At 71.6% G+C, this 24,114-nt stretch carries 21 protein-coding genes and 1 tRNA gene; 5 read left to right on the forward strand and 17 right to left on the reverse strand.

What is annotated here, in order from left to right:
- Window positions 1-4: 4 nt before the first annotated feature.
- The 4 genes from ACWCV9_RS15560 to ACWCV9_RS15575 are packed head-to-tail and all read right to left on the reverse strand — an operon-like array spanning window position 5 to window position 5,714.
- The gene (locus tag ACWCV9_RS15560; protein ID WP_450787005.1) at window positions 5-1,621 is read right to left on the reverse strand and encodes a PIG-L family deacetylase; all 1,617 of its coding nucleotides are present in this window, start codon (window positions 1,619-1,621) and stop codon (window positions 5-7) included.
- Window positions 1,515-2,837 (reverse strand): MFS transporter, encoded by a 1,323-nt coding sequence (locus tag ACWCV9_RS15565; RefSeq protein WP_450787007.1) that lies wholly within the window; start codon window positions 2,835-2,837, stop codon window positions 1,515-1,517. Before ACWCV9_RS15565 ends, ACWCV9_RS15560 begins: the two co-directional genes overlap by 107 nt.
- A complete protein-coding gene (locus tag ACWCV9_RS15570) occupies window positions 2,834-4,396 on the reverse strand; it encodes a flavin-containing monooxygenase (RefSeq protein WP_450787008.1) in 1,563 nt (520 codons plus the stop codon). The genes ACWCV9_RS15565 and ACWCV9_RS15570 overlap by 4 nt, the downstream gene beginning before the upstream one ends.
- A gap of 55 nt (window positions 4,397-4,451) precedes the next feature.
- Complete coding sequence (locus ACWCV9_RS15575; protein ID WP_450787010.1) at window positions 4,452-5,714, reverse strand: radical SAM protein; 1,263 nt, start codon at window positions 5,712-5,714, stop codon at window positions 4,452-4,454.
- 692 nt (window positions 5,715-6,406) lie between these two features.
- On the opposite strand from ACWCV9_RS15575, the gene ACWCV9_RS15580 reads away from it, so the two are divergent.
- Window positions 6,407-7,936, forward strand: coding sequence for a hypothetical protein (locus tag ACWCV9_RS15580; RefSeq protein WP_450787012.1), 1,530 nt, complete (start codon window positions 6,407-6,409; stop codon window positions 7,934-7,936).
- 180 nt (window positions 7,937-8,116) lie between these two features.
- On the opposite strand, the gene ACWCV9_RS15585 is transcribed toward ACWCV9_RS15580, so the two are convergent.
- The 4 genes from ACWCV9_RS15585 to ACWCV9_RS15600 all read right to left on the reverse strand — a co-directional run bounded on the left by ACWCV9_RS15585 (window position 8,117) and on the right by ACWCV9_RS15600 (window position 12,944).
- Window positions 8,117-9,535, reverse strand: coding sequence for a GH1 family beta-glucosidase (locus tag ACWCV9_RS15585; RefSeq protein ID WP_450787014.1), 1,419 nt, complete (start codon window positions 9,533-9,535; stop codon window positions 8,117-8,119).
- A gap of 112 nt (window positions 9,536-9,647) precedes the next feature.
- Window positions 9,648-10,553, reverse strand: a complete 906-nt coding sequence (locus ACWCV9_RS15590) for a carbohydrate ABC transporter permease (RefSeq protein WP_450787015.1) — start codon at window positions 10,551-10,553, stop codon at window positions 9,648-9,650.
- A gap of 11 nt (window positions 10,554-10,564) precedes the next feature.
- Window positions 10,565-11,575, reverse strand: a complete 1,011-nt coding sequence (locus tag ACWCV9_RS15595) for a carbohydrate ABC transporter permease (protein ID WP_385843858.1) — start codon at window positions 11,573-11,575, stop codon at window positions 10,565-10,567.
- Window positions 11,576-11,621: 46 nt separating this feature from the next.
- Window positions 11,622-12,944 (reverse strand): ABC transporter substrate-binding protein, encoded by a 1,323-nt coding sequence (locus tag ACWCV9_RS15600; RefSeq protein ID WP_450787017.1) that lies wholly within the window; start codon window positions 12,942-12,944, stop codon window positions 11,622-11,624.
- Window positions 12,945-13,315: 371 nt separating this feature from the next.
- Between ACWCV9_RS15600 and ACWCV9_RS15605 the strand changes: the two genes are divergently transcribed.
- Window positions 13,316-14,371, forward strand: a complete 1,056-nt coding sequence (locus ACWCV9_RS15605; protein ID WP_450787018.1) for a LacI family DNA-binding transcriptional regulator — start codon at window positions 13,316-13,318, stop codon at window positions 14,369-14,371.
- Window positions 14,372-14,434: 63 nt separating this feature from the next.
- On the opposite strand, the gene ACWCV9_RS15610 is transcribed toward ACWCV9_RS15605, so the two are convergent.
- Window positions 14,435-14,956, reverse strand: a complete 522-nt coding sequence (locus ACWCV9_RS15610; RefSeq protein WP_450787019.1) for a GNAT family N-acetyltransferase — start codon at window positions 14,954-14,956, stop codon at window positions 14,435-14,437.
- A 10-nt stretch (window positions 14,957-14,966) separates the two neighbouring features.
- Entirely contained in the window at window positions 14,967-15,623 is a 657-nt protein-coding gene (locus ACWCV9_RS15615) for a DUF998 domain-containing protein (RefSeq protein ID WP_450787020.1), read from the reverse strand.
- Between the two features lie 225 nt (window positions 15,624-15,848).
- Between ACWCV9_RS15615 and ACWCV9_RS15620 the strand changes: the two genes are divergently transcribed.
- Window positions 15,849-16,907, forward strand: a complete 1,059-nt coding sequence (locus ACWCV9_RS15620; protein WP_450787022.1) for a nuclear transport factor 2 family protein — start codon at window positions 15,849-15,851, stop codon at window positions 16,905-16,907.
- A 32-nt stretch (window positions 16,908-16,939) separates the two neighbouring features.
- Here ACWCV9_RS15620 and ACWCV9_RS15625 read toward each other — a convergent pair whose 3' ends face one another.
- From ACWCV9_RS15625 to ACWCV9_RS15655, 7 genes are all read right to left on the reverse strand, one after another.
- A complete protein-coding gene (locus ACWCV9_RS15625; protein ID WP_450787023.1) occupies window positions 16,940-17,674 on the reverse strand; it encodes an ArsR/SmtB family transcription factor in 735 nt (244 codons plus the stop codon).
- Window positions 17,675-17,727: 53 nt separating this feature from the next.
- A complete protein-coding gene (locus tag ACWCV9_RS15630; protein ID WP_450787024.1) occupies window positions 17,728-18,654 on the reverse strand; it encodes a hypothetical protein in 927 nt (308 codons plus the stop codon).
- A 22-nt stretch (window positions 18,655-18,676) separates the two neighbouring features.
- Window positions 18,677-19,438: a hypothetical protein gene (locus ACWCV9_RS15635; protein WP_450787026.1), complete on the reverse strand. Its 762-nt coding sequence runs from the start codon at window positions 19,436-19,438 to the stop codon at window positions 18,677-18,679.
- A 262-nt stretch (window positions 19,439-19,700) separates the two neighbouring features.
- A tRNA-His gene (locus ACWCV9_RS15640) sits at window positions 19,701-19,773 on the reverse strand.
- Window positions 19,774-19,902: 129 nt separating this feature from the next.
- Window positions 19,903-20,505: an oligoribonuclease gene (gene orn / locus ACWCV9_RS15645; RefSeq protein WP_385843769.1), complete on the reverse strand. Its 603-nt coding sequence runs from the start codon at window positions 20,503-20,505 to the stop codon at window positions 19,903-19,905.
- A gap of 134 nt (window positions 20,506-20,639) precedes the next feature.
- Window positions 20,640-21,851: a helix-turn-helix domain-containing protein gene (locus ACWCV9_RS15650; RefSeq protein WP_450787028.1), complete on the reverse strand. Its 1,212-nt coding sequence runs from the start codon at window positions 21,849-21,851 to the stop codon at window positions 20,640-20,642.
- 378 nt (window positions 21,852-22,229) lie between these two features.
- Entirely contained in the window at window positions 22,230-22,511 is a 282-nt protein-coding gene (locus ACWCV9_RS15655; protein WP_450787030.1) for a hypothetical protein, read from the reverse strand.
- Window positions 22,512-22,865: 354 nt separating this feature from the next.
- Here ACWCV9_RS15655 and ACWCV9_RS15660 point away from each other — a divergent pair, with 354 nt between their 5' ends.
- Complete coding sequence (locus tag ACWCV9_RS15660; RefSeq protein WP_201830499.1) at window positions 22,866-23,393, forward strand: universal stress protein; 528 nt, start codon at window positions 22,866-22,868, stop codon at window positions 23,391-23,393.
- A 115-nt stretch (window positions 23,394-23,508) separates the two neighbouring features.
- Entirely contained in the window at window positions 23,509-24,051 is a 543-nt protein-coding gene (locus tag ACWCV9_RS15665) for a GPR1/FUN34/YaaH family transporter (RefSeq protein ID WP_450787032.1), read from the forward strand.
- Window positions 24,052-24,114 lie beyond the last annotated feature (63 nt).

The raw sequence follows: 24,114 nt of genomic DNA on the forward strand, positions 1-24,114 counted from the left end.
GGCTTCAGCTGTCGGCGGCAACCCAGAACTCCTCGATGTCGCGCTCACAGATCCGCTCGACGAACTCCGGTGGTACGACGGTCCGCCGCTGGCCGGGGGCGTAGAGGTCCACCTGGGTGCGGTGCTCCCGGAGCGCGGCCCGCTTGGCGGCGAGCTGGGGCGCGATGTCCCGGACCAGGCGCCGCTCGTCGGTGGTCCGGGCGGCGGCCGGCTCGCTGCGGTTGACGAAGGCGAACTCGGCCTCGGTCTGCTCGTCCCACACCACGTACTTGTGGATCCGCGGGGTCATGCCGAGGGCGGCGAGACAGTCCAGGACGACCTCGCCGGTGAGCCGGTGGTCGGCGTTCAGCTCCCTGACGTCGTGCGGCAGATAGACCTCGGCCACCTCGCGGTTCTCGGCGAGCAGCTTCAGGACCGCGGCACGGAAGTCGGGCAGTGCGCCGGCCAGCGCGGTGTCGGTGAAGCCGAGGAAGCGCAGGGCGTCGTCGTCCACGCCGAGCCGGGCCGCGGCCGCCCGGGCCTCGCCCTCGCGGATGACGGTCAGTTCCTGCGGGGTCGGGGTGTCCATGCCGAGGACGGCGGAGTGCGAGCGCGAGCCGTCGGTGGAGAAGACGATGCCGACCCGCGCCCCGCGCGCCGTCTTGCGGGCGATGGTGCCGCCGCAGGCGATCACGTCGTCGTCGGGATGGGGCGCGAACACCAGCACGGAACCCGTCTCCGGCTCGGCCCCGGCCAGGTACTCCGGGCAGGACGGCAGCCCCCGCTCGGCGACGAGGTCGTTGATCTCGAAGAAGTGGTGGTCCGGGACCAGCCGGGTGATCGGGGTGTCGTACTTCTCCGCGAAGTAGCGGTAGTTCCCGGCGACCGCCCGCATGTTCGCGTGGTAGCTCTTGGGGTGCGGCACATGGATGGCGGCGGCGGCCCGGTTCAGCACGAAACGGGCGCCGGCCCGGTGCAGCCGGTAGCTCAGATCGACGTCCTCCGCGCCCCAGGACCGGTAGGCCTCGTCGAAGCCGCCGACCGCCCGCAGCTGCTCGGTGCGCGCCGACACATTGCAGGTCCACCACACCAGCCAGGGCGCCGGCAGCGCGGCGAAGTCGTCGCCGTACTTGGCGTAGAACTCCTCCCGGATGTCCAGCCAGCGGCCCTGCCCGGCCAGCTGGGCCATGGTCGCGTCCGGGTCGGCGTAGTCGATGGCCCGCTCGATCAGTGCGCCGTCCTCGTTGTCCTCGTTGAAGCAGTAGACGTACCCGCACACGGCGACCGGACCGGCCGGATCGCGGTGGCTGTCCACATGGGCGGCGAGGGCGCCCGAGTGCAGGATCACCCCGGAGTCCACGAACACGGTGACCGGCGCCGTGGCGTGGGCGAGCCCCAGGTTGCGGGCGGCGGCGACCCGGTAGCCGAGGTCGTCCTGGCGCAGATACCGCAGCCGCAGCCGGTCCCCGAACCCGGCCGCCACCTCGGCGCTGTCGTCCGTGGAGCCGTCGTCGGCGACGAGCACCTCGAAGGCGTCACTCGGCAGCGTCTGCCGGGTCAGCGACTCCAGGGTGAGCCGCAGCAGCCCTGCCCGGTTGTACGTCGGTACGACCACGCTGCACAGCGGTGCGGTCGGTTCCATGGCCCCTCCCGAGAGCGAGTAGCAGGGTGGCCGCCGCCGCGAGCGCGGCACACACCCAGAAGACATTGGTGAATCCGGCCCACTCGGTGACCACCCCGGTGGTGGCCCCGCCGAGCAGGATCCCGGCCTTGAACGCCCCGGAGTACAGCGAGGAGGCGACCCCCACGCGTTCGGTCATGGCGTCCTGGAGGATGGTCACCGGGACGCTGAGCACGACCGAGGTCCAGACGGCGTTGAGCAGTTGCAGCGCGATCAGCTCGGGCGCCGACCGGGCCAGCGGCAGCAGACAGAAGAACAGCGCGGCGCAGGCGGCGGCCGTCGTCGTCAGCCGCCACAGCCCCATCCGCTCGGCCCGCGCCCCGAAGAAGATCATCACCGGCACTTCCAGCGCCGCGGCCAGCCCCAGCAGCACCCCGGTGAAGCCGGTGTCCAGGCCGAGGTCCCGGGTGACGAACAGGGAGATGTCGATCTGGTAGGCGCTGTTGACGGCGAGCAGCAGCACGATCGCGGTCAGCAGCAGCCAGATCCGGCGCCCGAGACCGGCGTACGGCCGGCGCACCCGTTCGCCGTCGCCGCTCAACGCCAGGTTCGGCAGCCCCCACAGGCACACCGCGCCCGCCGCGAGGTAGAGCGCGCCGGCGGTGCAGAACAGCACGGCGAAACCGCGGGCGGCGATCAGGAAGAACGCCAGCGGCGGGCCGACGATCCAGGCGACGGAGGTGACCGAGCGCAGCGCCGCGTTGAAGAAGGCCGGATTGAGCGCGCGGTGGTCGGCGAACTCCCGGGTGTAGGCGAACAGCTGGGAGAAGCAGGCGCTGCCGAGGCCGAAGCAGACGGCGCCGACCGCGAACAGCAGGTAGTAGTTGCGCAGCAGCATGTAGCCGAAGGCGCCGGCGGCCGACAGCACCGAGCAGATCGCGAGCAGGGTGCGGCGGTTGCCGATCCGGTCCGACAGCACTCCGAGGACGAGGTCGGAGCTGATCTCCAGCACGGCCCGGCCCGCGAAGAAGAGCCCGATCAGCAGCGGGGCCACCGCGACCTCGTCGGCCAGGAACAGGCTGACCGACGAGGTCACCATGGCCCCGCCGACGCCGATCAGTCCGGTGCCGCCGACCAGCGCGCCGAGCGCCCGGTCGCCGAGCAGCTCCGCGGCGCCCGCGCGCACCGCCGCCAGCCGTCCCCGGCCGGGCGCACCGGGCTCCGCCGTCGCCGTCACCCGTGGCCCCGCTGGGTGGACTCCCGCTCCGCGCGCTGGCGGTAGGGCAGCTCCGGGCGGATCACCCGCCGGGCGGGCACCCGCTCGGCCGCGGCGGACTCGTCGGCGGTGATCTGGCCCGACGCGAGCAGCGCGGCCCGCGCGGCGCCGGGCAGCGCGGCCAGCACCCGGTGCTTGAGGTCCGCCAGGTCGAACAGGGCGCGGTCGTGCGCGGCGGGCGGGGGCGTGGGGCCGCCGGGCCGCAGGGCGGCCGGATCGACCTGACGGGAGACGATCCGCCAGTACCCCGCGAAGTCCCGTGCGGGGTCGGGCAGCGTGCCCGCGGCCAGACCGATCCGGACGGTCTCCAGCCAGCAGTCGTAGTAGCGCCGGTCGGTCAGCCGGTTCATGTGCCGCGCGCACCACTCGGCCCGCTCCTCGACCGGCGGCAGCACGGCCTCGCCGGTGAACACCCGCAGCGCCCAGCCCGCGATGGCCTCGAAGTACGGGCAGGCCGTGCCGAACGCCTCGGTGTCCACCGGGGTGTTGATCACCGCGAGCGTCGGGTCGGGCAGATGGAAGAAGTGCTCGTACAGCTCCTCCCGCCGCAGGCCCGGTATGAAGCCGTAGTCCGGCGGCCCGTATCCCATGCAGAGCAGCACGGTGTCGTACCGCCCGGCCGAACCGTCGGCGAACACGGCCCGCCCGTCCGGCTCGAACCGCTCGAAGGCCGGTACGACCGTCACCGCGCCGCTGTGCACGGCGGGCACGATCCGGTCGTTGACGTGGACCGCGCCGTGGAACCCGTCCTCGGGCAGCAGCCCGGTCGCCCGGTACTGCGCGAAGTAGTCCGGCAGCAGGCTCTCCAGCCACTTCAGATAGTCCTGGTACGGCAGTTCCTCCACCGCGACCCGGCCGATGTAGGAGAACAGCGCGTCGTTGTAGTGGCCGGCGCAGAAGCGGGGCAGGAACAGCGCGCGGCGGCGCACCGACCAGTCCACGGAGGCGCCGTGGGCGGCCAGTTCGGCGGCGATGTCGGCGCCGCTCACTCCACCGCCGACCACCAGCACCCGGCGGTCGGCGAAGTCCTCGGGGCGGCGGTAGTCCTTCGCCGTGCGGACCTGTACGCCGGTCGCCGGGTCCGGTACGAAGGCGGGCCGCCGGGACTCCCACAGCTCGCCGCTGGCCACCATCACGGCGTCGAATTCCTCGGCGGAGTCGGCGCCGGCGGAGTGTGCGGTCACCCGCCAGGCGCCGTCCCGCTTGACCACCTCCGTGACGGTGTGGCCGAACCGGATGACCTCCAGCGCCCCGGAGTCCTCGGCGTAGGCGTGCAGATAGGCGTGGACCTCGCCGCGGGTGGCGAAGTCCGTGCCGAAGCCCGGCGCGAAGTCCGAGTACGGGAAACTCATCCGCGAACTCTGCATGCGCACGCTGTCGTAGGCGCCGCCCGAGGCGGGGTTCCAGATGCCCCCGACCGCGTCCGTCCGCTCGTACACGACGACCCGGTGCCCGGCCGCCAGCGCCTGCCTGGCGCTGGTCAGCCCGGCGGGGCCCGCCCCGATCACGGCGATTCGCACAGTGGTGTCTTTCCTTCCGGTCGGCGAACGGTTCAGAGAACGGTTCGGGGCACGGTCAGATGAAGGGGTCGAAGTCCGGCACGAGGGTGACCGGCCGGCCCGGCTCGGCGAGGCCGCCGATCGCGGTGTTGGTGCCGTGCCGGGCGCACTGGAACCGGCAGTCCCGGCGCGGGTCGATGACGGTGGTGTCGGCCTTCTGCCACAGCTCCGTGAAGGACATGTCCCGGATGTCCCCGATCCGCCCCTTGTCGTTGCCGCGGTGGTAGGGGCAGACATAGACCCCGGTCGGGGTCACGGTGGTGCGCAGCTCCGCCACGGAGCAGGTGGCGTACTCCTTGGGCTGGTGCGGGTCCGCGCCGTGCCGCACCGCCTCCCAGTTGGAGGACCGCAGCAGGTGGAAGGAGTCGTCCTCCAGCTCCTTCAGGCGCTGCCACTGCTCGTCGACCTGGTCGATGTACCGGTCGTCCTGGTTCACGGTGAAGTGGTCCTGGTCGAGCATCGCCTTCAGCTCGAAGTAGTCGCAGCCCAGCTCCTTGGCCAGCCGGCCCGCCGTGTACACCTCGCCGTAGTTGGAGGCCTCCAGGGTGCCGTCGGCCGCGAAGCGCTGCATCAGCAGGAACGAGTAGCCGAGGCGGCCCTTCTTGCGGCCGGCGAGCAGCCGCATGTTCTCCGTCACCAGCGGGAACACGCTGCGCCCGCCGCGGCTGGGCCGGAACAGCGGGTACGTCTCCTCGGTACCGGCGTCCACCGACACCCGCACCCAGGAGAGCATCCCGGCCAGCTGGTCGAGATGGCGGTGGATCTGGGTGCCGTTGGTGACCAGTCCCATCCGGATGCCGGCCCCGTGCAGTGTCTCGATCACGGTGTCGATGGCCCGGTGCAGCAGCGGCTCCCCGCCGCCGATGAGGATGACGGCCCGTACGCCGGTCTGCGTCAGCTCCTCGGCCAGTTCGACGATCCGGTCCTTCGACAACTGCCCGTGGTGCAGCACGTTGGAGCTGATGCACTCGGGGCAGGCCAGGTCGCACACCGTGGTGGGGTCCAGGTCGACCACGAGCGGTGCGTCCAGGCGCTCGCCCTGGGCGACGCGCTGGACGCTCGGGAACACGGACTCCTGGTAGATCTTGCCGACCAGGTCCAGGTTGTCGGCGACATGGGCGGTGGCGAGCGGCACGTCGGGCCGCAGCGCGGTCTCCTGCCGCTGCGGGGCCGCGGGGGGCCGCTTCCCCGCCAGCCAGGCGGCGCGCACCGAGGCGCCGTGGGTGAATGCGCCCGGTGCGGGCTCCGGATTGCGTTCCGTGGGTATGTCCGTGGGCATGGACGTATCCCCCTCTGGATCAGCCGGCCGGTGGTTTATCCGGCCGACAGGGTGAATTTCCGGCAGCCTTCAGCGGCCGCGCGAGAAACGTGCTCGGCGGCTTCCCCGAGCCATCGCCGAGCGATTGCCGTGAAGCGTGGAAGGACCGGTGCGGGACCGGTGTCAGGTTCTGACCAGCTGGCCGACGTAGGTCTGCGGCACGGCTGAGGATCCCAGTACGTTCGCGGATATCTCCATGACGAACTCTCCCCGTTGGATCAACGGTGCGAAGCTATCACCTCCCTATCGCCGGAGTCGATAATTTCTCGGAATTATTGAATTGCCGAGAACTGGCCGGATCGGCTTCTTTTCCGGCTGTTCCGCGGCGGAAATGGAGGGGTATTCCGGGGTGGCCGGCGATGCGGAATTCCGGGTTCAGGGGGTGTGGCCGGGAGTAGATGATCAAGTCGAACGGCGTGTTCGATCGGGTGCCTGCGGGAGCGCTCCCACTCTGGCGTGGGAGCGCTCCCGCAGACTGGTGGTCGTTGAATGGCCGACTCCAGACCGTCGATTTTCGGCCACCCGTAGCGGGATGACGGTGACGGGAGTGCCCTGCCGGGGCCGCCGGGCGCACGGGCACCCCCCGGAGCACGGCGGCGGAAGCGGGCGCGCTACGGTGACTCGCTTTTGTCGCGTACCTATTGGGGGGTCTCATGCGGCGAACCACAGCTGCCGCGAGTGTCGTCACCGTCCTCGCGCCGCTTCTGCTGGCCGGTGCCTCGACGGCGTCGGCCGCGGGCGGATCGCTCACCGTCACGACGCTGGACCGGACCGGCAAGCCGGTCTTCGCGCAGGTGGCGGTCTACAACACGAAGACGAACGACTTCCGTTTCATCGACAGCAACAAGGCGACCTCACTGCCCGCCGGCAGCTACGAGCTGGTCACCACCATCACCGACGCCACCGGGGAGGCCTCGACCGTCGGCGGGCACAACGTGACCGTCTCCGGGACGACCAAGACCACGTTCGACGCCCGGCAGGGCCGCGCGGTCAAGGTCTCGCTCAGCCCCAACCCGGGCAGCGGCTACGACCACACGGTCAGCGCCTACGTCTGCGCCGCCGACAACGGCCCGGCCTCCATGGGCACCTCGGCACCGGCGGGCGAGCTGTACGTCATTCCGACCGGCAGCAAGGCGTACCAGCTGGCGTACGGCACCACCTACCAGCCGCGGTCGGAGACCGGCGGGGACTTCTGGGTGGCGTCCGGCATGCACACCGGCGGCGTGCCGTCCGGGGTGTCCGCGACGCTCCGGCAGTCCGCGCTGACCACCCTGAAGGTGTCCGCGCGCTCGGGCCCGGACAGCGGCCAGGCCCGCTTCTCCTTCGACTACTCCTCCGAGAGCGGCGGCTCCTGCTCCTGGGGACCCAACTCGCTGACCTTCCAGCGCCACCTGCCCAACTCCTTCACCGCCCACCTCCCGGCCGGACAGTGGCAGGTCGGGCAGCAGGCGAACGACTTCGTCTACGGCGGCTGGCACTCCTACGCCGCGGGCCACACCACGTCCCTGACGCTCGGGCACGCGGTCTGGGGACCGAGCGGTCAGCTGCCCTACACCTGGTACAAGCAGCTGTACCTGGGGTCCTTCAACATGTTCGCCGACCCGACCCTGACGGCCGGCGGGACGCTGGCCGCCGGCAGCGTGAAGCTGACCCACGCGGGCAAGACGCTCTACTCGCAGAAGTACGGCCCCGGCCAGGAGATCGACGGGCAGCCGAAGCTGCCCGGCGCGGGCTGGTACACGCTCGACACCTCGGCCCGGCGCGGCAGCCTGCCGTCCGGCTCGCTGTCCACCACGGCCAGCCTGTCCCTGCACTTCTACGCCGACCCCGGCAAGAACCAGCAGATCCGGGACTACATCACCCGCTTCTGGCCCAACGCGCTCAACAACAGGAACCAGGCGGCCCCCGGGTCGACCACGACCGTCGTCCTCGGCATGCAGCGCAACGGCACGAACGACGGCACCATCACGCAGCTGTCGGACGCCGTGCAGTCCGTGCGGGCGTGGTACACCACCGACGGCGGCACGACCTGGCACGCCGCCACCACCAAGCTGTCCGGCGGCAAGTGGACCATGGCCGTTCACAACCCGGGCTCCGGCCGCGTCGGCCTGCGCTCGACGGTCACCGACACGCACCACGACACCTCGACCACCACCGTGTACAACGCGTACACCATCGGCTGAGCAGGGCACACCTCAACGCCGAAGCCCCGGCACGCCCCTGGTCCAGGGAGCGTGCCGGGGCTTCGGCATGGTGCCGGGAAACCGGGACGCGACCCACGCCCGGCCGGCAAAGAAGGCAGGGCGGTACGGCGTCCCCCCACCCGGAACGCCGTACCGCCGGCTCCGGCGGAGCGGGCCGGGTCAGGCCGCCGGCACCTCGGGCAGCGACCCGGTGCGGGCCACCTCCGCGTACCACCGGGCGCTCGACTTCGGCGTCCGCTCCAGCGTCGCGTAGTCCACGTGCACCAGGCCGAACCGCTTGGCATAGCCGTACGACCACTCGAAGTTGTCCAGCAGCGACCACAGGTAGTACCCGCGGACGTCCGCCCCGTCCGCGATCGCCCGGCGCAGCGCCGACAGATGGCCGTGCAGATAGGCGATGCGCTCCGGGTCGTGCACCCGGCCGTCGGCGTCCACCTTGTCCTCGTAGGCCGCGCCGTTCTCCGTGATGTACAGCGGCAGCCCGGGTGCCATACGGCTGTAGCGCATGATCAGCTCGTGCAGACCGGCCGGGTCGACCGTCCAGCCCATCTCGGTGCGCTCGCCCGGCGTCTGGTGGAAGGCCACGTCGTCCGCGCCCGGCCACGGCGAGAAGGAGCTGGTCCCGTGGCCGTCGGCGCGGGGACCCGCGGGCGCCTTGTCCGCCGCCGACACCAGCGTGGGCGAGTAGTAGTTGAGGCCGAGTGCGTCCAGCGGCTGGTGGATGGCGCGCAGATCGCCGTCGAGCACGAACGACCAGTCGGTGACCGAGGAGGTCGCCTCCAGCAGCGTCGCCGGATACGCCCCGCGCAGCATCGGCCCGTGGAAGACCCCGTTGGCCAGGTCGTCGATCTTCCGGACCGCCGCCAGGTCCGCCGGGTCCTGGGAAACCGGCCGGACCACCGAGGAGTTGAGGCTGACCGCGACCGAGTTGCGGGCCGGCATCACCGCCCGCAGCGCCGAGATGCCCAGCCCGTGCCCCAGGTTGAGATGGTGGGCCGCGCGCAGCGCCGCCACCGGGTCGGTACGGCCGGGCGCGTGCACCCCGGAGCCGTACCCGAGGAAGGCGCTGCACCAGGGCTCGTTGAGCGTGATCCACTGCTCGACCCGGTCGCCCAGCGCCTCGCCGACGAGCTGCGCGTACTCGGCGTAGCGCAGGGCCGTGTCCCGGGCCGGCCAGCCGCCCGCGTCCTCCAGCTCCTGCGGCAGGTCCCAGTGGTAGAGGGTGACGGCGGGCTTGATGTCGTGCGCGAGCAGCTCGTCCACCAGCCGGCGGTAGAAGTCCAGGCCCACCTGGACCGCGGGGCCCCGGCCGGTCGGCTGCACCCGCGGCCAGGAGACGGAGAAGCGGTACGCGGTCAGGCCCAGCTCCGCCATCAGCGCCACGTCCTCGCGCCAGCGGTGGTAGTGGTCGACAGCGATGTCACCGTGGTCGCCGCCGGCCGTCCTGCCCGGCGTATGGCTGAAGGTGTCCCAGATCGAGGGCGTACGGCCGTCCTCCCGCACCGCCCCCTCGATCTGGTACGCGGAGGTCGCGGCGCCCCAGAGGAAGGCGGGGGGAAAAGTGGCGGACTCAGACATGGAAGCGCTCCCATAGAGGGTCGACGAGACGACGGTGAGAAGGGGAGGGACGGGAGGAGAGGGACGGGAGGAGGGCCGGGGCGGTGCTGCCCCGGCCCGGGTGCGGCGGGCCTCAGCCCTTGACCGCGCCCTGCATGATGCCGCCGACGATCTGCTTGCCGAAGATCGCGAAGACCAGCAGCAGCGGCAGCGTACCGAGCAGAGCACCCGCCATGATCAGGGACTGGTCCGGGGTGTAGCCGCGGCCCAGCCCCGCGATGGCGACCTGCACGGTCGGGTTGCCGTTCTGGGACAGCACCAGGAACGGCCACAGGAAGTCGTTCCAGGACTGCACGAACATCAGCATGCCGAGCACGGCCATCGCCGGCCGGGCCGCCGGGAACACCACGTGCCACACCACGCGCCAGCTGCTCGCACCGTCCACCCGGGCGGCCTCGATCAGCTCGTCCGGCAGCGCCTGCACCAGGTACTGCCGCATGAAGAACACACCGAACGCGCTGACCAGCGACGGCAGGATCACCGCCTGCAACTGGTCGGACCAGTCCAGCTTGGCCACCATCATGAACAGCGGGATGATGCTGAGCTGCGGCGGCACCATCATGGTGCCGATCACCACCAGCATCAGGGCGTTACGGCCCTTGAAGCGCAGCTTGGCGAAGGCGAAGCCGGCGATCGTCGACAGGAACACGATGGTCAGCGCCGAGGTGCCCGCCACGATCGTGGTGTTCACGAACGCCTTGCCCAGGTTGGCGTCCGTCCATGCCACCTGGAGGTTGTTCATCAGGTTCGAGCCGAACCAGAACGGCGGCGGGGTCTCGGCCAGCCGGTTGTTGTCCCGGGAGGCGGCGATCGCCGTCCACACCAGGGGGAACAGCGAGCCGATGGTGAACAGCACCAGGACCGCGTGGGTCACCGGCCCGGCGTGCAGCTGCCCGCCGGCCCGCCCGGCCTTGGCCCGCCGGGCCCGCGCCGTCTCGGGCGGCGCCTCGCCGGCGGGGTTGGTCAGGGTCGTCGTCACGGCTGGTTCTCCTAACTGCTGGCGCGCAGCCGGCGCGAGATGACGTAGTTGACGACCCCGATCAGGATGAGGATCAGGAACATCGTCCAGGCGATGGCGGAGGCCCGGCCCAGGTGCTGGTTCACCCAGCCCTGCTCGTACAGGTACAGGCCCAGCGTCTGGAACTGGTGGTCGGTACCACCGGAGGCGCCCTTGATGGAGTCGAACATCAGCGGCTCGCCGAACAGCTGGCTCGCGCCGATCGTCGACACCACCGTCGTGAACAGGATCGTCGGCCGCAGCTGGGGCAGCGTCACATGGAAGAACTGCTGGAAGCGGTTGGCGCCGTCCAGCGCCGCCGACTCGTACAGGTCGTGCGGTACGGCCTGCATCGCCGCCAGGTAGATCAGCGCGTTGTAGCCGGTCCAGCGCCAGATGACGACGGAGGACACCGCGATCTGCGAGTACCACTTGTCGTTCTGCCAGTCGATCTTGTCGACGCCGACGAAGTGCAGCGCCCAGTTGATCATCCCGTAGTCACGCCCGAAGAGCAGCACGAAGACCAGCGAGGCCGCGGCGATCGAGGTCGCGTACGGCGCGAGCATCGCGACCCGGAAGAAGGTCGACGCGCGCAGCTTGTAGTTGAGGATGTGGGCGAGCCCCATCGCCATCAGCAGCTGCGGGACCGTCGAGATGATGCCGATGGTCAGGGTGTTCTTCGCCGCGTTCCAGAAGAAGTCGTCGTCGAAGATCCGGATGTAGTTGTGCATCCCCGCCCACTGCATGTCGGTGGGCGCCGTCAGCTCCACCGTGTGCAGCGAGGCCCAGCCGGTGTACACCAGCGGGAACAGGCCGAAGGCGAGGAAGAGCAGGAAGAACGGGGAGACGAAGGCGTACGGGCTCCAGCGCAGGTCCCGCTGCCACCGGCGGGACAGCCGGGCCCGGCGCCTGGTCTCGGCCGGGGACACGGGGTCCGCAACAGCGCGGGCGGGGGCCGCGCCCCGGTCGTGCACCGGGGACGCGGCGGTGTCGTGCCGGGACATACCGGTCACTTCTCCTGGGTGTTGTCGATCGTCCTGGACATGCCGGTCACTTCTCCAGGTTGTTGTCGATCGTCTTGCTGGCCGTCTTCCAGGCGTCCTCGGGGGAGGTGCCCTTCGTCACGAGGATCACCCCGTTGTCGCCGAGGCCGGCCCCGATGATCTGGTCCTTCGGGCCGATGGGCTGGTGCGGGATGGACTTGGCGGCCTCGGCGAAGATCTGGCCGATCGGCGCGTCACCGGTCATGGCGTTCTTGGCGTTCTTGACCGAGGGCAGGTCGTAGGCGGCCGGCGCGCTCGGGAAGCTGCCCTGGACGCTGAAGAGCTTGGCCTGCTGGGCGGGGGCGGTGAGCCATTCGACCAGCGCCTCCGCCTCCTTCACGTGCTTGCCGCTCTTCGGCACGGTCAGGAAGGTGCCACCCCAGGCGCCCGCCTGCGGAGCGGGGGCCACGTCCCACTTGCCGGCGGCTTCCGGCTTCGACTGGCCCTTGAGGTAGCCGAGCATCCACGGCGGGCAGGCCACGGTCGCGAACTTGCTGTTGGCGATCGTCTGGTTCCAGGCCGGCTGGAACTGGGTCTGCGAGCCGACCAGTCCGTCCTTGGCGGCGCGGGCGGCGATGTTGAAGCTGGTCCTGACGGCCGGGTTCGTCTTGTAGACGACGTTGCCCGAGGCGTCGTAGAACTTCTCCTTCAGGCTGGAGACGATCGCGTTCAGCAGACCGCCGGGGGAGTCCATGAAGTAGGTGCCCTCGGGCGCCTTCTTCTTGTACTGCTCGCCGACGTCGACCAGCTTGTTCCAGTCGCCCGCCCACAGCTTGCCCACCGCGTCCCGGTCGGTGGGCAGCCCGGCCTTCTGGAACATGTCCTTGCGGTAGCAGATCGCCAGTGGCCCGATGTCGGTGCCGAGCCCGATGGTGCGGCCGTCCTTCGTGGCCTGCTCCCACTTCCAGTCCAGCCAGTTGCTCTTGTTCACGCCCGAAAGCTTGGAGAAGTCCTCCAGCTTGTCCGACTGGGTCTGCACGATCTCGGCGATGTTGCCGACCTCGACCGCCTGGATGTCCTGGAGGCCGCTGTTGGTGGTGAGGTGGTTGACCAGCGCCGGGTAGTAGTTCTCGTTCCGCTCGGTGACGTTCTCCTCGATCTTGATGTCGGGGTGGAGCCTCTCGTACTCGGCGTACAGGCCGGCCTCCTTGAAGCCCTGCGTACCGAAAAGCCCCAGGGTGATCGTGGTCTTGCCGCTTCCGCTGCCGCCACCGTCGGCGCCACCGGAGCCGCCCTTGTCGTTGGCGCAGCCGGACAGCAGCCCGGCGCCGAGCGTCGCGACTGCCGCCAGGACCACCGCCCTGCGGGCGGTTCGGGTACGTGTGCGCATGTTGCGTCCTCCTGTTGCCCTGACGTGCGACCCCCCGGCCAACGGCATGGTTGGGCCCCTCAGTTACTCGCTGCGGCTCGGGCGGGGAACGTGCGGGATATGTATGTGTCAGGTAGGGTGGGAGCGCTCCCATCGATGATGAGTTGAAGGGTCGTCGGTTCCCGGCGGCCTGTCAAGGGACCGGACAGCGCGAGTGGCGTTCGGTTATCGGGCCGTTAAGTGGACCGATTCCATCCGTTGTCCGCCGACAGGGCCAGACGCAAACCGGCCGTCCGTGCGGCGCCCGGTGCGGGACGGGGCCCCGGGGAGCGATCCCCAGGACTGTTACATTCCAGCCAGGAGCAGGAACTCGGTCGAGAGAGGCGGAGCCCATGGCAAGCCATGCGGGGCGGGGCCGGAGCGGAGGGCGGCCCACGCTCGAAGAGGTCGCCGCCCGGGCCGGGGTCGGACGGGGGACGGTGTCCCGCGTGATCAACGGCTCGCCCCGGGTCAGCGACGCCACCCGCGCCGCGGTCGAGGCGGCGGTCGCCGAACTCGGCTATGTCCCCAACACGGCGGCCCGCGCCCTCGCCGCCAACCGCACCGACGCCATCGCGCTCGTCGTCCCCGAGCCGGAGACCCGCTTCTTCACCGAGCCGTACTTCTCGGACATGCTGCGCGGCGTGGGAGCGGAACTCTCCGACACCGAGATGCAGCTGCTGCTGATCTTCGCGGGCAGCGACCGGGAGCGGCAGCGCCTCGCCCAGTACCTGGCCGCCCACCGGGTCGACGGCGTCCTGCTGGTCTCGGTGCACGCCGACGACCCGCTCCCCGACCTGCTGTCCCAGCTGGAGATCCCGGCCGTGATCAGCGGCCCGCGCTCGGCCGGCGAGACGCTCACCTCGGTGGACTCCGACAACTACGGCGGCGCCCGCGCGGCGGTCGAACACCTCCTCTCCCGCGGACGGAGGCGCATCGCCCACATCACCGGCCGCCTGGACGTGTACGGCGCCCAGTGCCGGGCCGCGGGCTACCGGGACGCCCTGCTCTCGGCGGGCCGCAAACCCGAAGAACTCCTCCTGGAACCCGGGGACTTCACCGAGGAGGGCGGCCGCCGGGCGATGACCGCGCTGCTCGACCAGGCCCCCGACCTGGACGCGGTCTTCGCCGGCTCGGACGTGATGGCGGCGGGCGCCCGCCAGGTGCTGCGCGAGGCGGGCCGCCGCATCCCCGACGACGTGGCCCTGGTCGGCTACGACGACTCGGTCATCGCCCGCCACATGGACCCGCCGCTGACCAGCGTCCGCCAGCCGATCGAGGAGATGGGCCGGGCCATGATCGACCTGCTGCTGTCGGACATCGCCGACCGCCGCCCGATGGCGTCCCGGGGCCTGGAGCGCAGGCACGCGGTCCTCCCGGCGAAGCTGGTGCCGCGGGAGTCCTCGTAACGGGCCGCCGCCGCGGGCCGGCCGTGCTGCATCGTGCGGTCCCAGCGGGGCGATACGTCCGCCCTACGACTGCTCGGGCAGCACCTTCTCCAGCAGGCTGAACGCCTTGGCCATCCCGTCCGGCTGCGGCTTGCCCTCCGTGCGGCCCACGAGCCGGTAACCGGCCTGCCGGTAATAGGCGCCCAGCCGCTCGTTGTCCGCGACACAGTCCAGCCGCACCCGGCTCGGCCCGGCCGCGGCCACCCGCTGCTCGGCGGCCCGCAGCAGCATCCTGCCGGTGCCGGGCGCGGCGGCCTCCCGGTCGACCATGAGCCGGTGCACATACCCGGCCACGGGCGGCTGCGGCCCCCAGGCTGCCTCGTCCTCCCACCACAACTCCCAGGCCCCGACCACCCGCCCCCCGGCCTTAGCGAGCCAGACCTCACCGTCCGCCATGACCCGCCGGAAGTGCTCCTCGTCCAACTCCCCGGGCCGCCACTGCCCGGTCACCCCACGCCCGAGCATCCACCGCGCGGCCTCGTCCCGAAGCCGCACGAGAAGCCCGAGGTCGGCTTCGGTGGCGGAGCGAAGACACAGATCATCCATGCCTCGATCCTTACACGTCGGCCGCCTCAACTCGCCCTGGAGCAAGGAGGGTCAGTCCGACAGCGCCCGCGCCCAGCGCCCACACCAGCAGCGGGAACAGGGCCACCCGCTCCATTCCTCCCATGCCCAGGCCGAGGTAGTGGTGGGAGAGGAAGAGGCACAGGCCCGTGAGGCCCGTGAGGCCGAGCAGGGGGGTGGTCCGGCGCAGGGCGTGCGGGACGGCGGTCGCCGAGAGGCCGGGGCCCGCCGTCAGCAGGGCGATGTTGCCGCCTCCCATGATGAGCAGGGCGCCCAGGACGTGCGGGTTCTCGTGGACGTCCGCGGGGGCCAGCCCGGCCAGCAGGAAGCCCAGACCGGCCCCGGCCAGCAGGATCCGGGCCGCGAGGGCGGACGCGGACCGGTGCCACAGGGGGCCGGTCAGGACGGCGCCGACGACGAGGAGCGCGCCCAGGGCGGCGAACGAGCCGTTCATCAGGGCGTGGTCGGGGGAGCAGACGTACCGTGGCTCGGGTTGCCGTTGCAGGGCGCAGTGGGCGTTTCCCAGGTCGCTGATGTTGTTCCGCGCCCAGCTGTACGGCCGTGACCAGGCCGACTCCACGACTGCCTGCACCGCGAAGAACTGCACCACGGCCGCGATCCACGCCCAGCATCCGATCCGGACCTTCATCCGTCCGTCCCCCTTTCCGCCGCCGGATTTCCGTACCGGCCAGCGGATCACGCGGCCCCGGCCGCAGGCACTACGGCGAGCCGCCGAAGCGGGGTGGGGAAAGCCCTACGCCCTCCCCCCGATGTCACACTCCGGCGCCCGGGACGGTCGTAGAGGGGAGGGCGCCGTGCCTCGCATTCCGCACGGCTGCGTGGTCGTGCCGGGCAGACGGAGGGAAGGACACCGATGGACGACTTTCGAGCGATCGCCGACCGGGTCGAGATCGATGCGCTGCGCGCCGAGTTCACCGACGCGGTGATGATGCGCGACCGCGCCCGCCTCGCCGGGCTGTTCACGCCGGACGGCGTGCTGCGGATGCCGAACATCCCCGTCGAACTGGTCGGCCCGGAGCAGATCCGTGCCGGGGGCGAGCGGCTCCAGGAGCAGTGGGACTTCTTCGTGCAGAACACGCATCCGGGGACGGTCCGGATCGACGGCGACACCGCGACCGGCCGCGCCTACATCCACGAGGTCGCGCGCCTGAAGAACGGCGTGCAGGGGCTCAACCACGCCGTCTACCACGACCGTTACCGGCGCACACCGGACGGCTGGCGGTTCGCCGAGCGGGTCTACGAGGTCCGCTACCTCGACACCTCCCCGCTGGCGGGCTCTGCCCCCACGGGACCGGAGCCGGAGGCGTCGTTCACCGAGCAGGCGCCCGACCACCGCCTGGAGCGGGCCGCCGCCGCGCTGAGAGAGCACGGCTTCACCGTGGAGATCCTCGATGACGCCGCCGCCGCGCGGGCCCGCGTCCGGCAGCTGGTTCCGGAGAAGGCAGAGGTGTTCACCGCGGCCGGCGAGACGCTGCGGCTGTCCGGCATCGACGACGACATCAACACCGGCGACCGGTACCGGGCCGTCGTGCCCCGGGCGACGGCCATGGACCCCAGCGCCGAGGCCGACGACCTGCGGCGGCTGGTCACCTGCCCGGACGTCGTCGTGGGCAGCGTCGCCGCGGTCACCGAGACCGGCTCCCTCGTCGCCGCCTCCGGCACCGGAAACCGGCTGCCCGCGTACGCCGGCGGCGCCGGGCGGGCGGTCTGGGTCGTCGGGGCGCAGAAGGTGGTGCCCGACCTGGACACCGCGCTGCGCCGCCTCCAGGAGCACGCCCTCCCGCCGGAATCCGCCCACACCCAGGAGGCGTACGACCGTCCCGGCGCGGTCGGCCAACTCCTGGTCCTCAACGCCCCGCCCCGCTCCTGCCCGGGCACGGTCCTGCTGCTCCGCGAGGCCATCGGGGACTGAGCGGGTCTCCGCTGCGCGCCCGGACCGAGCAGTCAGTCGCCGTTCGCCCGGGCGGGCAGCCGCTCCGGGGGGAGGTGGAGGCGGTCGGTGAACGCCTCCCGGCCGGCCGGGGTCAGCGCCAGGGCCCGGCTGGTGCCGATCCGGGTGATCCAGCCCGCGGCCAGGGCGTGGGAGCAGACCGCCGCCCCCACCGCGCCGCCCAGATGGGGGCGGCGCTCGGTCCAGTCCAGGCAGGACCGCACCAGCGGGCGCCGGGACGCGGTGGGCAGCGCGATGCCGTGCTCGGCCAGAGCGGCGGATCCCGCCCGGGCCAGGGACGGCTGGGGGTCCCAGGCGATCAGGCCGTTCGTGAGCAGGGCGTCCGTCACGGCCAGGCCGAGCGCGCCGGCGAGATGGTCGTAGCAGAGCCGGGCGCGGCCCAGCGCCCGGGACCGGCCGCTCGCGCCGAGGGAGGCGGGCCGGGCGGGGTGGCGCGGGGCGAGCTCGGCCAGGGACTCGATCAGGGCCGCCACCCTGGGGCCGGCGAGCCGGACAGAGCGGTGCCGGCCCTGCCGTTCCTCGGCCAGCAGACCCCCGCCGACCAGCAGGTTCAGATGCTCGGTGGCCGTCGAGGGCGCCACACCGGTGTGCCGGGCCAGCTCGCGCGCCGTCCAGGCCCGGCCGTCCAGCAGGGCCAGGCGGATACCGGCACGTGTGCCGTCCGCGAGCAGCCGGGCCACCGCCGCGAGATCGACACCGACGTCCTTGCCCGCGCTGTCCGCACCCATGCGTCCAGTATCCCGGCCGACGGTTCGGCCCCCACCGAACCCTGCCGGCCCGGTCAGCGCGGGGAGCCGGGCAGGGACGCGACGACCCGGTCCAGCTCCTCGGGGGTCAGCGGCCGGCCCCACAGGGCGAGCGTCCACTGCCAGGTCCCGTCCGCCCAGTGGTGCACGTACGCCTCCGGGTCCGCGACCCAGCCGGGCTCGAACAGCGGGGTGTCCGGCGGCTGCCGTACCAGCACGGCCATGTCCGGAGTGCCCGCCGGGGCACCTTCGTTGTAGAGGTCCAGGGCGAGCAGACCGGTGGTGAGGTCGCCGTCGAACACCCGGGGCTCGAAGTGCTCGCGCCCGCCGGGCCAGAAGGCGGGGACGGGCAGACTCTCCGCACCGTGGTGCGCGGCGACCTCGGCGCGCCGCTTCTGCCGGGCCTCCTCGGCCGCCTCCAGGGCGTCGGTCCACCGGAAGCGGTCGTCCGGCTGGCCGGGAGGGAACTCCAGCCCGGACAGCTCCTCGCGGTAGCCGGTCTCCTCGACCGCCGCCGACAGCAGGATGCCCGCGGCGGGGTCGACGACCACCCGCAACGGGTGCGGCAGCGCCGGGGTGCGCAGCGTGACCGCCCACGCCGGGCGCCCCTCGTGCCGTACCCGCTCCGGTTCGCCCACGGCGTCGGCCGCGGCCAGCGCCGGGCTGTGCGCGCAGGTGATCAGCCGGTCCGGCGAGGGGGCCAGGTCCCAGGGGAACCGCGGCCCGAAGCCGAGCCCGGCCGCCGCGTCCCGCCCCGTGTCGAGGGTGATGTCCCCGTCGCCGTGGTCGAGGAACCAGTCCCCCGGGGGCCGGTAGGCGAAGGACACGGTACGGCGCACCGGGCTGGCGGGCGGCCAGCCCTGCCCGTCGTCGCGCCGCGGCTGGACGGAGAGGTGGCGGCCCACCACGGCGGGCTTGGGCGTGCGGTCGAGGAGTTCACGCAGCTCGGTCCAGCTCGCCATGGGGGCCTCCAGCGCCGTCGGCTCAACTGCCGTCGCCCGTACTGTGGCACAGCTTGGTGGTCGTCTTGGTGACGCAGACGTCCCAGCCGCGGAACTTCTCGCCGGGCTTGCCGTCGTCGCCGATCGCCTCGGAGCCGTCGTGGAACTCCACCAGCATCTTGACCATGGGGAACTTGGTGACCACGGGGGTCTTGCCGAAGTTCTTCACGATGTACTGCTTGTTGACGGCGACGGCAGGACCCGCCGGGCCCTGCGCCCCGTCGTGCCTCCAGGTCGAGCAGGTCTTGTCCTTGGCGTGCGGGATGTTGACCCCGCACTCGTAGGTGTACTCCATGTGGAAGTCCGCCGAACCCGTGTAGCGGCGCCCGTAGAAGGTGATCTCCCAGTTCTTGGAGGTCCGGCCGCGCACGTACTCCTTGATGGCCAGCTCGACCTGCTGGATCGCGTGGCACTCGTGGGCGTCGCAGTGCGCCTCGATGGCGTACACGTCGCCCGACTTGTAGATGTACGGCGTGGGGGTGTTCCCCTTGCGGAGCTTGTACCCGCGGGGCGTGTCCGTGTCCGGGCTCACGGAGCGCTCGCCGGTGAGGAGGGCGCGCGCGGAGGCCGGGAGGGCGGACACCGCCGTCGCCCCGTTCGCCGGCAGCGGCCGGTCGGAGAAGAAGCGGATCGTCTGGGAGGTCTGGGCCGGGGCGTGGGCTGGTGCGGCCCCCGTGGCACCGGCGACGGCCGCCACCGCCGCTGTCGCGGCGAGGGCGGTGGTGCGTGCACGACTGCGTGACATTGCGTTCCCCTCGTGTGAGACGAATCGCCACGCGCCGCGTCCGGTCGTGACGCGCCGTCGGGTGGGTCGCGCGTGGCGAGGCAGTGCTCTGACGCAGGGGCCATCCTGGCGCACACCGGGCCTCCCGGCCCCGCGCAACGCAGGGACTGCACACTCGGAAGAGCGGCCTCCGCCGCTCGTCCGGGAAGCGGCCCGGTCCTGCCCGGGAAAACGGAACAGCCGGTGACCCGTCTTTCGACGGAGCCACCGGCTGATCACCGAGGGTGAGTGACGGGACTCGAACCCGCGACATCCTGGACCACAACCAGGTGCTCTACCAGCTGAGCTACACCCACCACGACCGGCGGTGGAACTTGTCGTTTCCCCGACCGGCCGAGAAGAAGTCTACAGGGTCCGAAGGGGTGCTCGCGCACAGGTTTTCGCGCGGGCCTTCCGGCGGGCTTCTCGGGGCCGCGACCGGCAGGTCAGGGCGCGGGCAGGACGTGCTTGGCGGCGATCGCCTTCGCGGTCTCGGAGTCGGGCCCGGGCTGCGGCACGAAGACGGCCTCGCGGTAGTAGCGCAGTTCGGCGATGGACTCGCGGATGTCGGCCAGCGCCCGGTGGTTGCCGTTCTTCTCCGGGCTGTTGAAGTAGGCCCGCGGGTACCAGCGCCGGGCCAGCTCCTTGATGGAGGAGACGTCGACGATCCGGTAGTGGAGGTAGTCCTCCAGGGTCGGCATGTCCCGCAGCAGGAAGCCGCGGTCGGTGCCCACGGAGTTCCCGCACAGCGGGGCCTTGCCGGGCTCCTTCACATGCTCCTTCACATACGCCAGCACCTGCTGCTCGGCGTCCTCCAGCGTCGTGCCGTTCGGCAGCTCCGCGAGCAGGCCGGACGCGGTGTGCATCTGACGCACCACCTCCGGCATCGTCTCCAGCGCCCGCTCCGGCGGGCGGATGACGATGTCGACCCCCTCGCCGAGTACGTTCAGCTCGGAGTCGGTGACGAGGGCGGCCACCTCGATGAGAGCGTCGTCGGACAGCGAGAGGCCGGTCATCTCGCAGTCGATCCACACCATGCGATCGTTCATGTGTCTCACCTTACGGCGCGCCGCCGCGAGCGGAACCGAGCGTGCACCCGCACAGGAGCGAGAAAAGACGGCCAGAAGACAAGGGGGAGGGGGCGGAGTACGAGACTCCGCCCCCTCCCTTCCTCACTCCTCGCTCAGCTGGCGCTGCGCGGCCCCGGCAGCAGGCTCACCGCGCCGGCCGGCGTACGCCGGCTCTGGATCGGCACCCCGCTGTCCGGGTGCAGCACCGCGGGCCCGTGGCCGACGGGACCGTGACCCGACAGACCCATCGGGGACGGGTGACCCGGCTGGACGGCCGGCGCCTCCGCCTCCTCCGGCCGGTCGCCCTGGGGCCTGCGGGCCCGGTAGGCGGCCCGGTAGGCGGCGGGGGAGGAGCCGAGCTGGCGGCGGAAGTGGCCGCGCAGGGCCACCGGGGAGCGGAAGCCGCAGCGTCCCGCCACCTCGTCCACCGAGTAGTCCGACGTCTCCAGCAGCCGCTGTGCCTGGAGCACCCGCTGGGTGATCAGCCACTGGAGCGGTGCGCTGCCGGTCAGCGAGCGGAACCGGCGGTCGAACGTGCGGCGGCTCATATAGGCGCGTGCCGCCAGTGTCTCCACGTCGAACTGCTCGTGGAGGTGTTCCAGCGCCCAGGCGACGACCTCGGCGAGCGGGTCGGCGCCGATCTCCTCGGGTAAAGACCGGTCGAGGTAGCGTTCCTGCCCGCCCGACCGGCGCGGCGGGACCACCAGGCGCCGGGCGAGCGCGCCGGCCGCCTCGTTGCCGTGGTCCGTGCGCACGATGTGGAGACAGAGGTCGATCCCGGCGGCCGTACCCGCCGACGTCAGCACATCGCCGTCGTCGACGAACAGCTCCCGTGGATCGACGTGCACCGACGGATAGCGCTTGGCCAGCGTCGGCGCGTACATCCAGTGGGTGGTCGCCGGGCGTCCGTCCAGCAGTCCGGCCGCGGCGAGCACGAACGCGCCCGTGCACAGCCCGACGATGCGGGCGCCCTCCTCATGGGCCCGGCGCAGCGCGTCGAGCGCTTCTTCGGGCGGTGGTGAGGTGATCGACCGCCAGGCCGGTACGACGACCGTCCCGGCGCGTGAGATCGCCTCCAGTCCATGCGGCGCGGAGAGTTCCAGGCCCCCTGTGGTCCGCAGCGGGCCTTCCTCACCGGCGCACACCAGCAGCCGGTAGCGCGGTACCCCGGCGTCCTGGCGGTCGATTCCGAACACCGACAGCGGAATGGAACTCTCGAAGATGGGACCGCCGCTGAACAGCAGCACCGCGACGATCTCCTTGCGGCGTCGCCCGGAGAGTTTCCGGGCTGCGGCATCCGGCGCGGCGGTGGAGTCGTGGCTCATACTGCTAAGCCCCCCTCGGTGGTCGCGGCTCCTCGGTTGTGTCGCTCCTGCACGTTTCCCCTCGGTCCTGCACGAGTCCCCCGCCGTAAGCAAGTCAAGATCGAATCTACTGGGTCCCGCGGTCTCACGGTGACCAGTTCCACACGCCCCAGATTGTCGACATGACAACTTGGCGTGAAGCATTCGATCACGAAGCGTTGCACTCGCGGAGCGCGCAGGGAAGTGCGCCTTGTCGCGGTGGCCAAACCGCGTAGGGTGCGCAGCCGTCCGTAGACCCTTTCCGTGCAGGTGGAACGGGGGTTTGGGGGTGGTCGGGACCCCCCTGGGGCGATATCCAGAAGTTGGCTGAAAAGAAGCGTTCCGAAGCGCAGAAACAGGTCAGTCGGTCGGTGTCTGTCCCCGGGTGTGACGTCCGCCTCTTTGCGCGACGCAACGGTCGCCGTAGCGCTCCGCGCACCGCTCCGAGCGCCGCAGCAGCACCCGGCAGACGGCGGTGACGGCGGCCAGGCCCAGCGCCGCGCCCGCCGCGCCGGCCAGCGAGGTGCCGTAGCCGACCAGGACGACGGGGACCACGACGCAGCTGAACGCGGCCCAGCGGATCACCGCGCTCGCGCTGTCCGGCGCGGCGGGCGGCTCGCTGCTGGAGCGGTGTCCGGGCATCTCGTCACTCCCTGGGGCGGTGGCTCACCCCTTCAACGCCCGGGCGACCGGTCGGTCACCGGCCGTACGCCGGGGATCCCCGGGAAGCGTGTGCAAACCGCCTGTACGGGGCAGCAACCATTGCGTTACGGGCGCGGCTCGTGCATGCTCCGGTGAACCCCTGCGGACGTCGGGGGACCGCTCCGCTTACGGAGCGTGCGCGGGAACTGGGCTCCGGAGGCGTGCCGCCGTACCCTTGGGGGTATGGGGTTGGGAAGATGTTTCCCGGACACAGCTCCGGGCACGGCTCCACCGCGCAGTTCCGTCGTACGACTGTCGTCCCACCCATAAAAGGATCACAACGCCGAGACAGCCATGGCCGGTCACGAATTCTTCGAACCCGCGGACCGCAAGCGGCCGGTCGCCGATCCCACGGCGGCCGATCCCCTGGCGGCGGCAGAGTCACGCCCTTCCTGCGATCCCGCCTTCCGGCACGGAGTCGTCGTCGGCTTCGACGGGTCCACCTCCAGTGAGCGCGCCCTCGCCTACGCCATCGGCATGGCCCATCGCTCCGGCTCCGGTCTGATCATCGTCCATGTGGCGAACCGGCTGCCCACCACGGTGTGGGCCGGCTGTGAGCCGCCCGTCTTCGTCGACGTCCCGGACCACCGCACCGAGGTCCTGGGGCTGGAACTGGCCTGTGCGGACTATCTGGCCGAGGTGCCCTGGATCCTGGTCGAGCGGGGCGGGGACATCTGCCACGAACTCGAAGAGGTGGGGCGGGAGTACGAGGCGGACGCGATCGTCGTCGGCTCCACGCACGGCATCGTGGGCCGGATCTTCGGCTCGGTGGCCGGCCGGCTCGCCAAGCGGGCGAAGCGGCCCGTCATCGTCATCCCCTGAGTCGCCCAACTCCCTTTGTGCAACGCGAAACTACTCGCGCGTAGAGGTGGTTTGTGCCCTTGTGAAGGGCATATATCGGTCACCGCGCAACAGCACAGCATGAAGGGAGCCCGCCGTGGACAACGGAAGTACTACGGTGGTCGGCCGACTCGCCCTGGGTATCACCCTGTTGGCGTTCGGTCTCGGTACGACAGGCGTGATCCACGGTGTGGCCGCGTCCGACGCCGTGTCAGTGGCCCATTACGTGGGCGGAGTTGCCCTGTTCCTGGTCGGCCTGCTGGCCTTCCGCGGCGGCGACGGCGTGTCCGGCACGGGCTTCGCGGCCCTCGGCGCGCTGTGGTTCACCTGGGCGGTCGGCGGTCACTCCTCCGCCGACGCGGCCGGACTCTTCCTGCTCCTCTTCGCCCTGGTGGCGCTCACCCTGACCCTCGCGGGCGGGGACGGCCTCGGCCAGGTCATGTACGGGCTGCTGTTCCTGGCGATGCTGGTGCTGGCCGTCTCGGCCTTCGCCGACAGCTCTTCCCTGGCCAAGGCGGGCGGCTGGATCGGGGCCGTGTCGGGCGCGGTGGCCTGGTACGCCGCCACGGCCGCGCTGGCGCACTGGCCGACGGCGCTTCCCGGTCGTGCCGCGGGCCGGGGGGTGACGGCCACCGGCTGATCCGCAGCGGCACGTGAATGGACCCCCGCGTGAAGGTGGCCACGTGGGGGTCCGTTCTGTCCG

The organism is Streptomyces sp. NPDC001606 (genome assembly GCF_053596835.1).

What these genes read in the sequence shown, in the direction of transcription:
- ACWCV9_RS15620 (WP_450787022.1), top strand. Translation starts at nt 15,849, where the DNA reads ATGGACGACTTTCGAGCGATCGCCGACCGGGTCGAGATCGATGCGCTG.
- ACWCV9_RS15650 (WP_450787028.1), bottom strand. Translation starts at nt 21,851, where the DNA reads ATGAGCCACGACTCCACCGCCGCGCCGGATGCCGCAGCCCGGAAACTC.
- ACWCV9_RS15600 (WP_450787017.1), bottom strand. Translation starts at nt 12,944, where the DNA reads ATGCGCACACGTACCCGAACCGCCCGCAGGGCGGTGGTCCTGGCGGCA.
- ACWCV9_RS15595 (WP_385843858.1), bottom strand. Translation starts at nt 11,575, where the DNA reads ATGTCCCGGCACGACACCGCCGCGTCCCCGGTGCACGACCGGGGCGCG.
- orn (WP_385843769.1), bottom strand. Translation starts at nt 20,505, where the DNA reads ATGAACGATCGCATGGTGTGGATCGACTGCGAGATGACCGGCCTCTCG.
- ACWCV9_RS15660 (WP_201830499.1), top strand. Translation starts at nt 22,866, where the DNA reads ATGGCCGGTCACGAATTCTTCGAACCCGCGGACCGCAAGCGGCCGGTC.
- ACWCV9_RS15625 (WP_450787023.1), bottom strand. Translation starts at nt 17,674, where the DNA reads ATGGGTGCGGACAGCGCGGGCAAGGACGTCGGTGTCGATCTCGCGGCG.
- ACWCV9_RS15635 (WP_450787026.1), bottom strand. Translation starts at nt 19,438, where the DNA reads ATGTCACGCAGTCGTGCACGCACCACCGCCCTCGCCGCGACAGCGGCG.
- ACWCV9_RS15605 (WP_450787018.1), top strand. Translation starts at nt 13,316, where the DNA reads ATGGCAAGCCATGCGGGGCGGGGCCGGAGCGGAGGGCGGCCCACGCTC.
- ACWCV9_RS15655 (WP_450787030.1), bottom strand. Translation starts at nt 22,511, where the DNA reads ATGCCCGGACACCGCTCCAGCAGCGAGCCGCCCGCCGCGCCGGACAGC.
- ACWCV9_RS15615 (WP_450787020.1), bottom strand. Translation starts at nt 15,623, where the DNA reads ATGAAGGTCCGGATCGGATGCTGGGCGTGGATCGCGGCCGTGGTGCAG.
- ACWCV9_RS15585 (WP_450787014.1), bottom strand. Translation starts at nt 9,535, where the DNA reads ATGTCTGAGTCCGCCACTTTTCCCCCCGCCTTCCTCTGGGGCGCCGCG.
- ACWCV9_RS15630 (WP_450787024.1), bottom strand. Translation starts at nt 18,654, where the DNA reads ATGGCGAGCTGGACCGAGCTGCGTGAACTCCTCGACCGCACGCCCAAG.
- ACWCV9_RS15580 (WP_450787012.1), top strand. Translation starts at nt 6,407, where the DNA reads ATGCGGCGAACCACAGCTGCCGCGAGTGTCGTCACCGTCCTCGCGCCG.
- ACWCV9_RS15610 (WP_450787019.1), bottom strand. Translation starts at nt 14,956, where the DNA reads ATGGATGATCTGTGTCTTCGCTCCGCCACCGAAGCCGACCTCGGGCTT.
- ACWCV9_RS15560 (WP_450787005.1), bottom strand. Translation starts at nt 1,621, where the DNA reads ATGGAACCGACCGCACCGCTGTGCAGCGTGGTCGTACCGACGTACAAC.
- ACWCV9_RS15575 (WP_450787010.1), bottom strand. Translation starts at nt 5,714, where the DNA reads ATGCCCACGGACATACCCACGGAACGCAATCCGGAGCCCGCACCGGGC.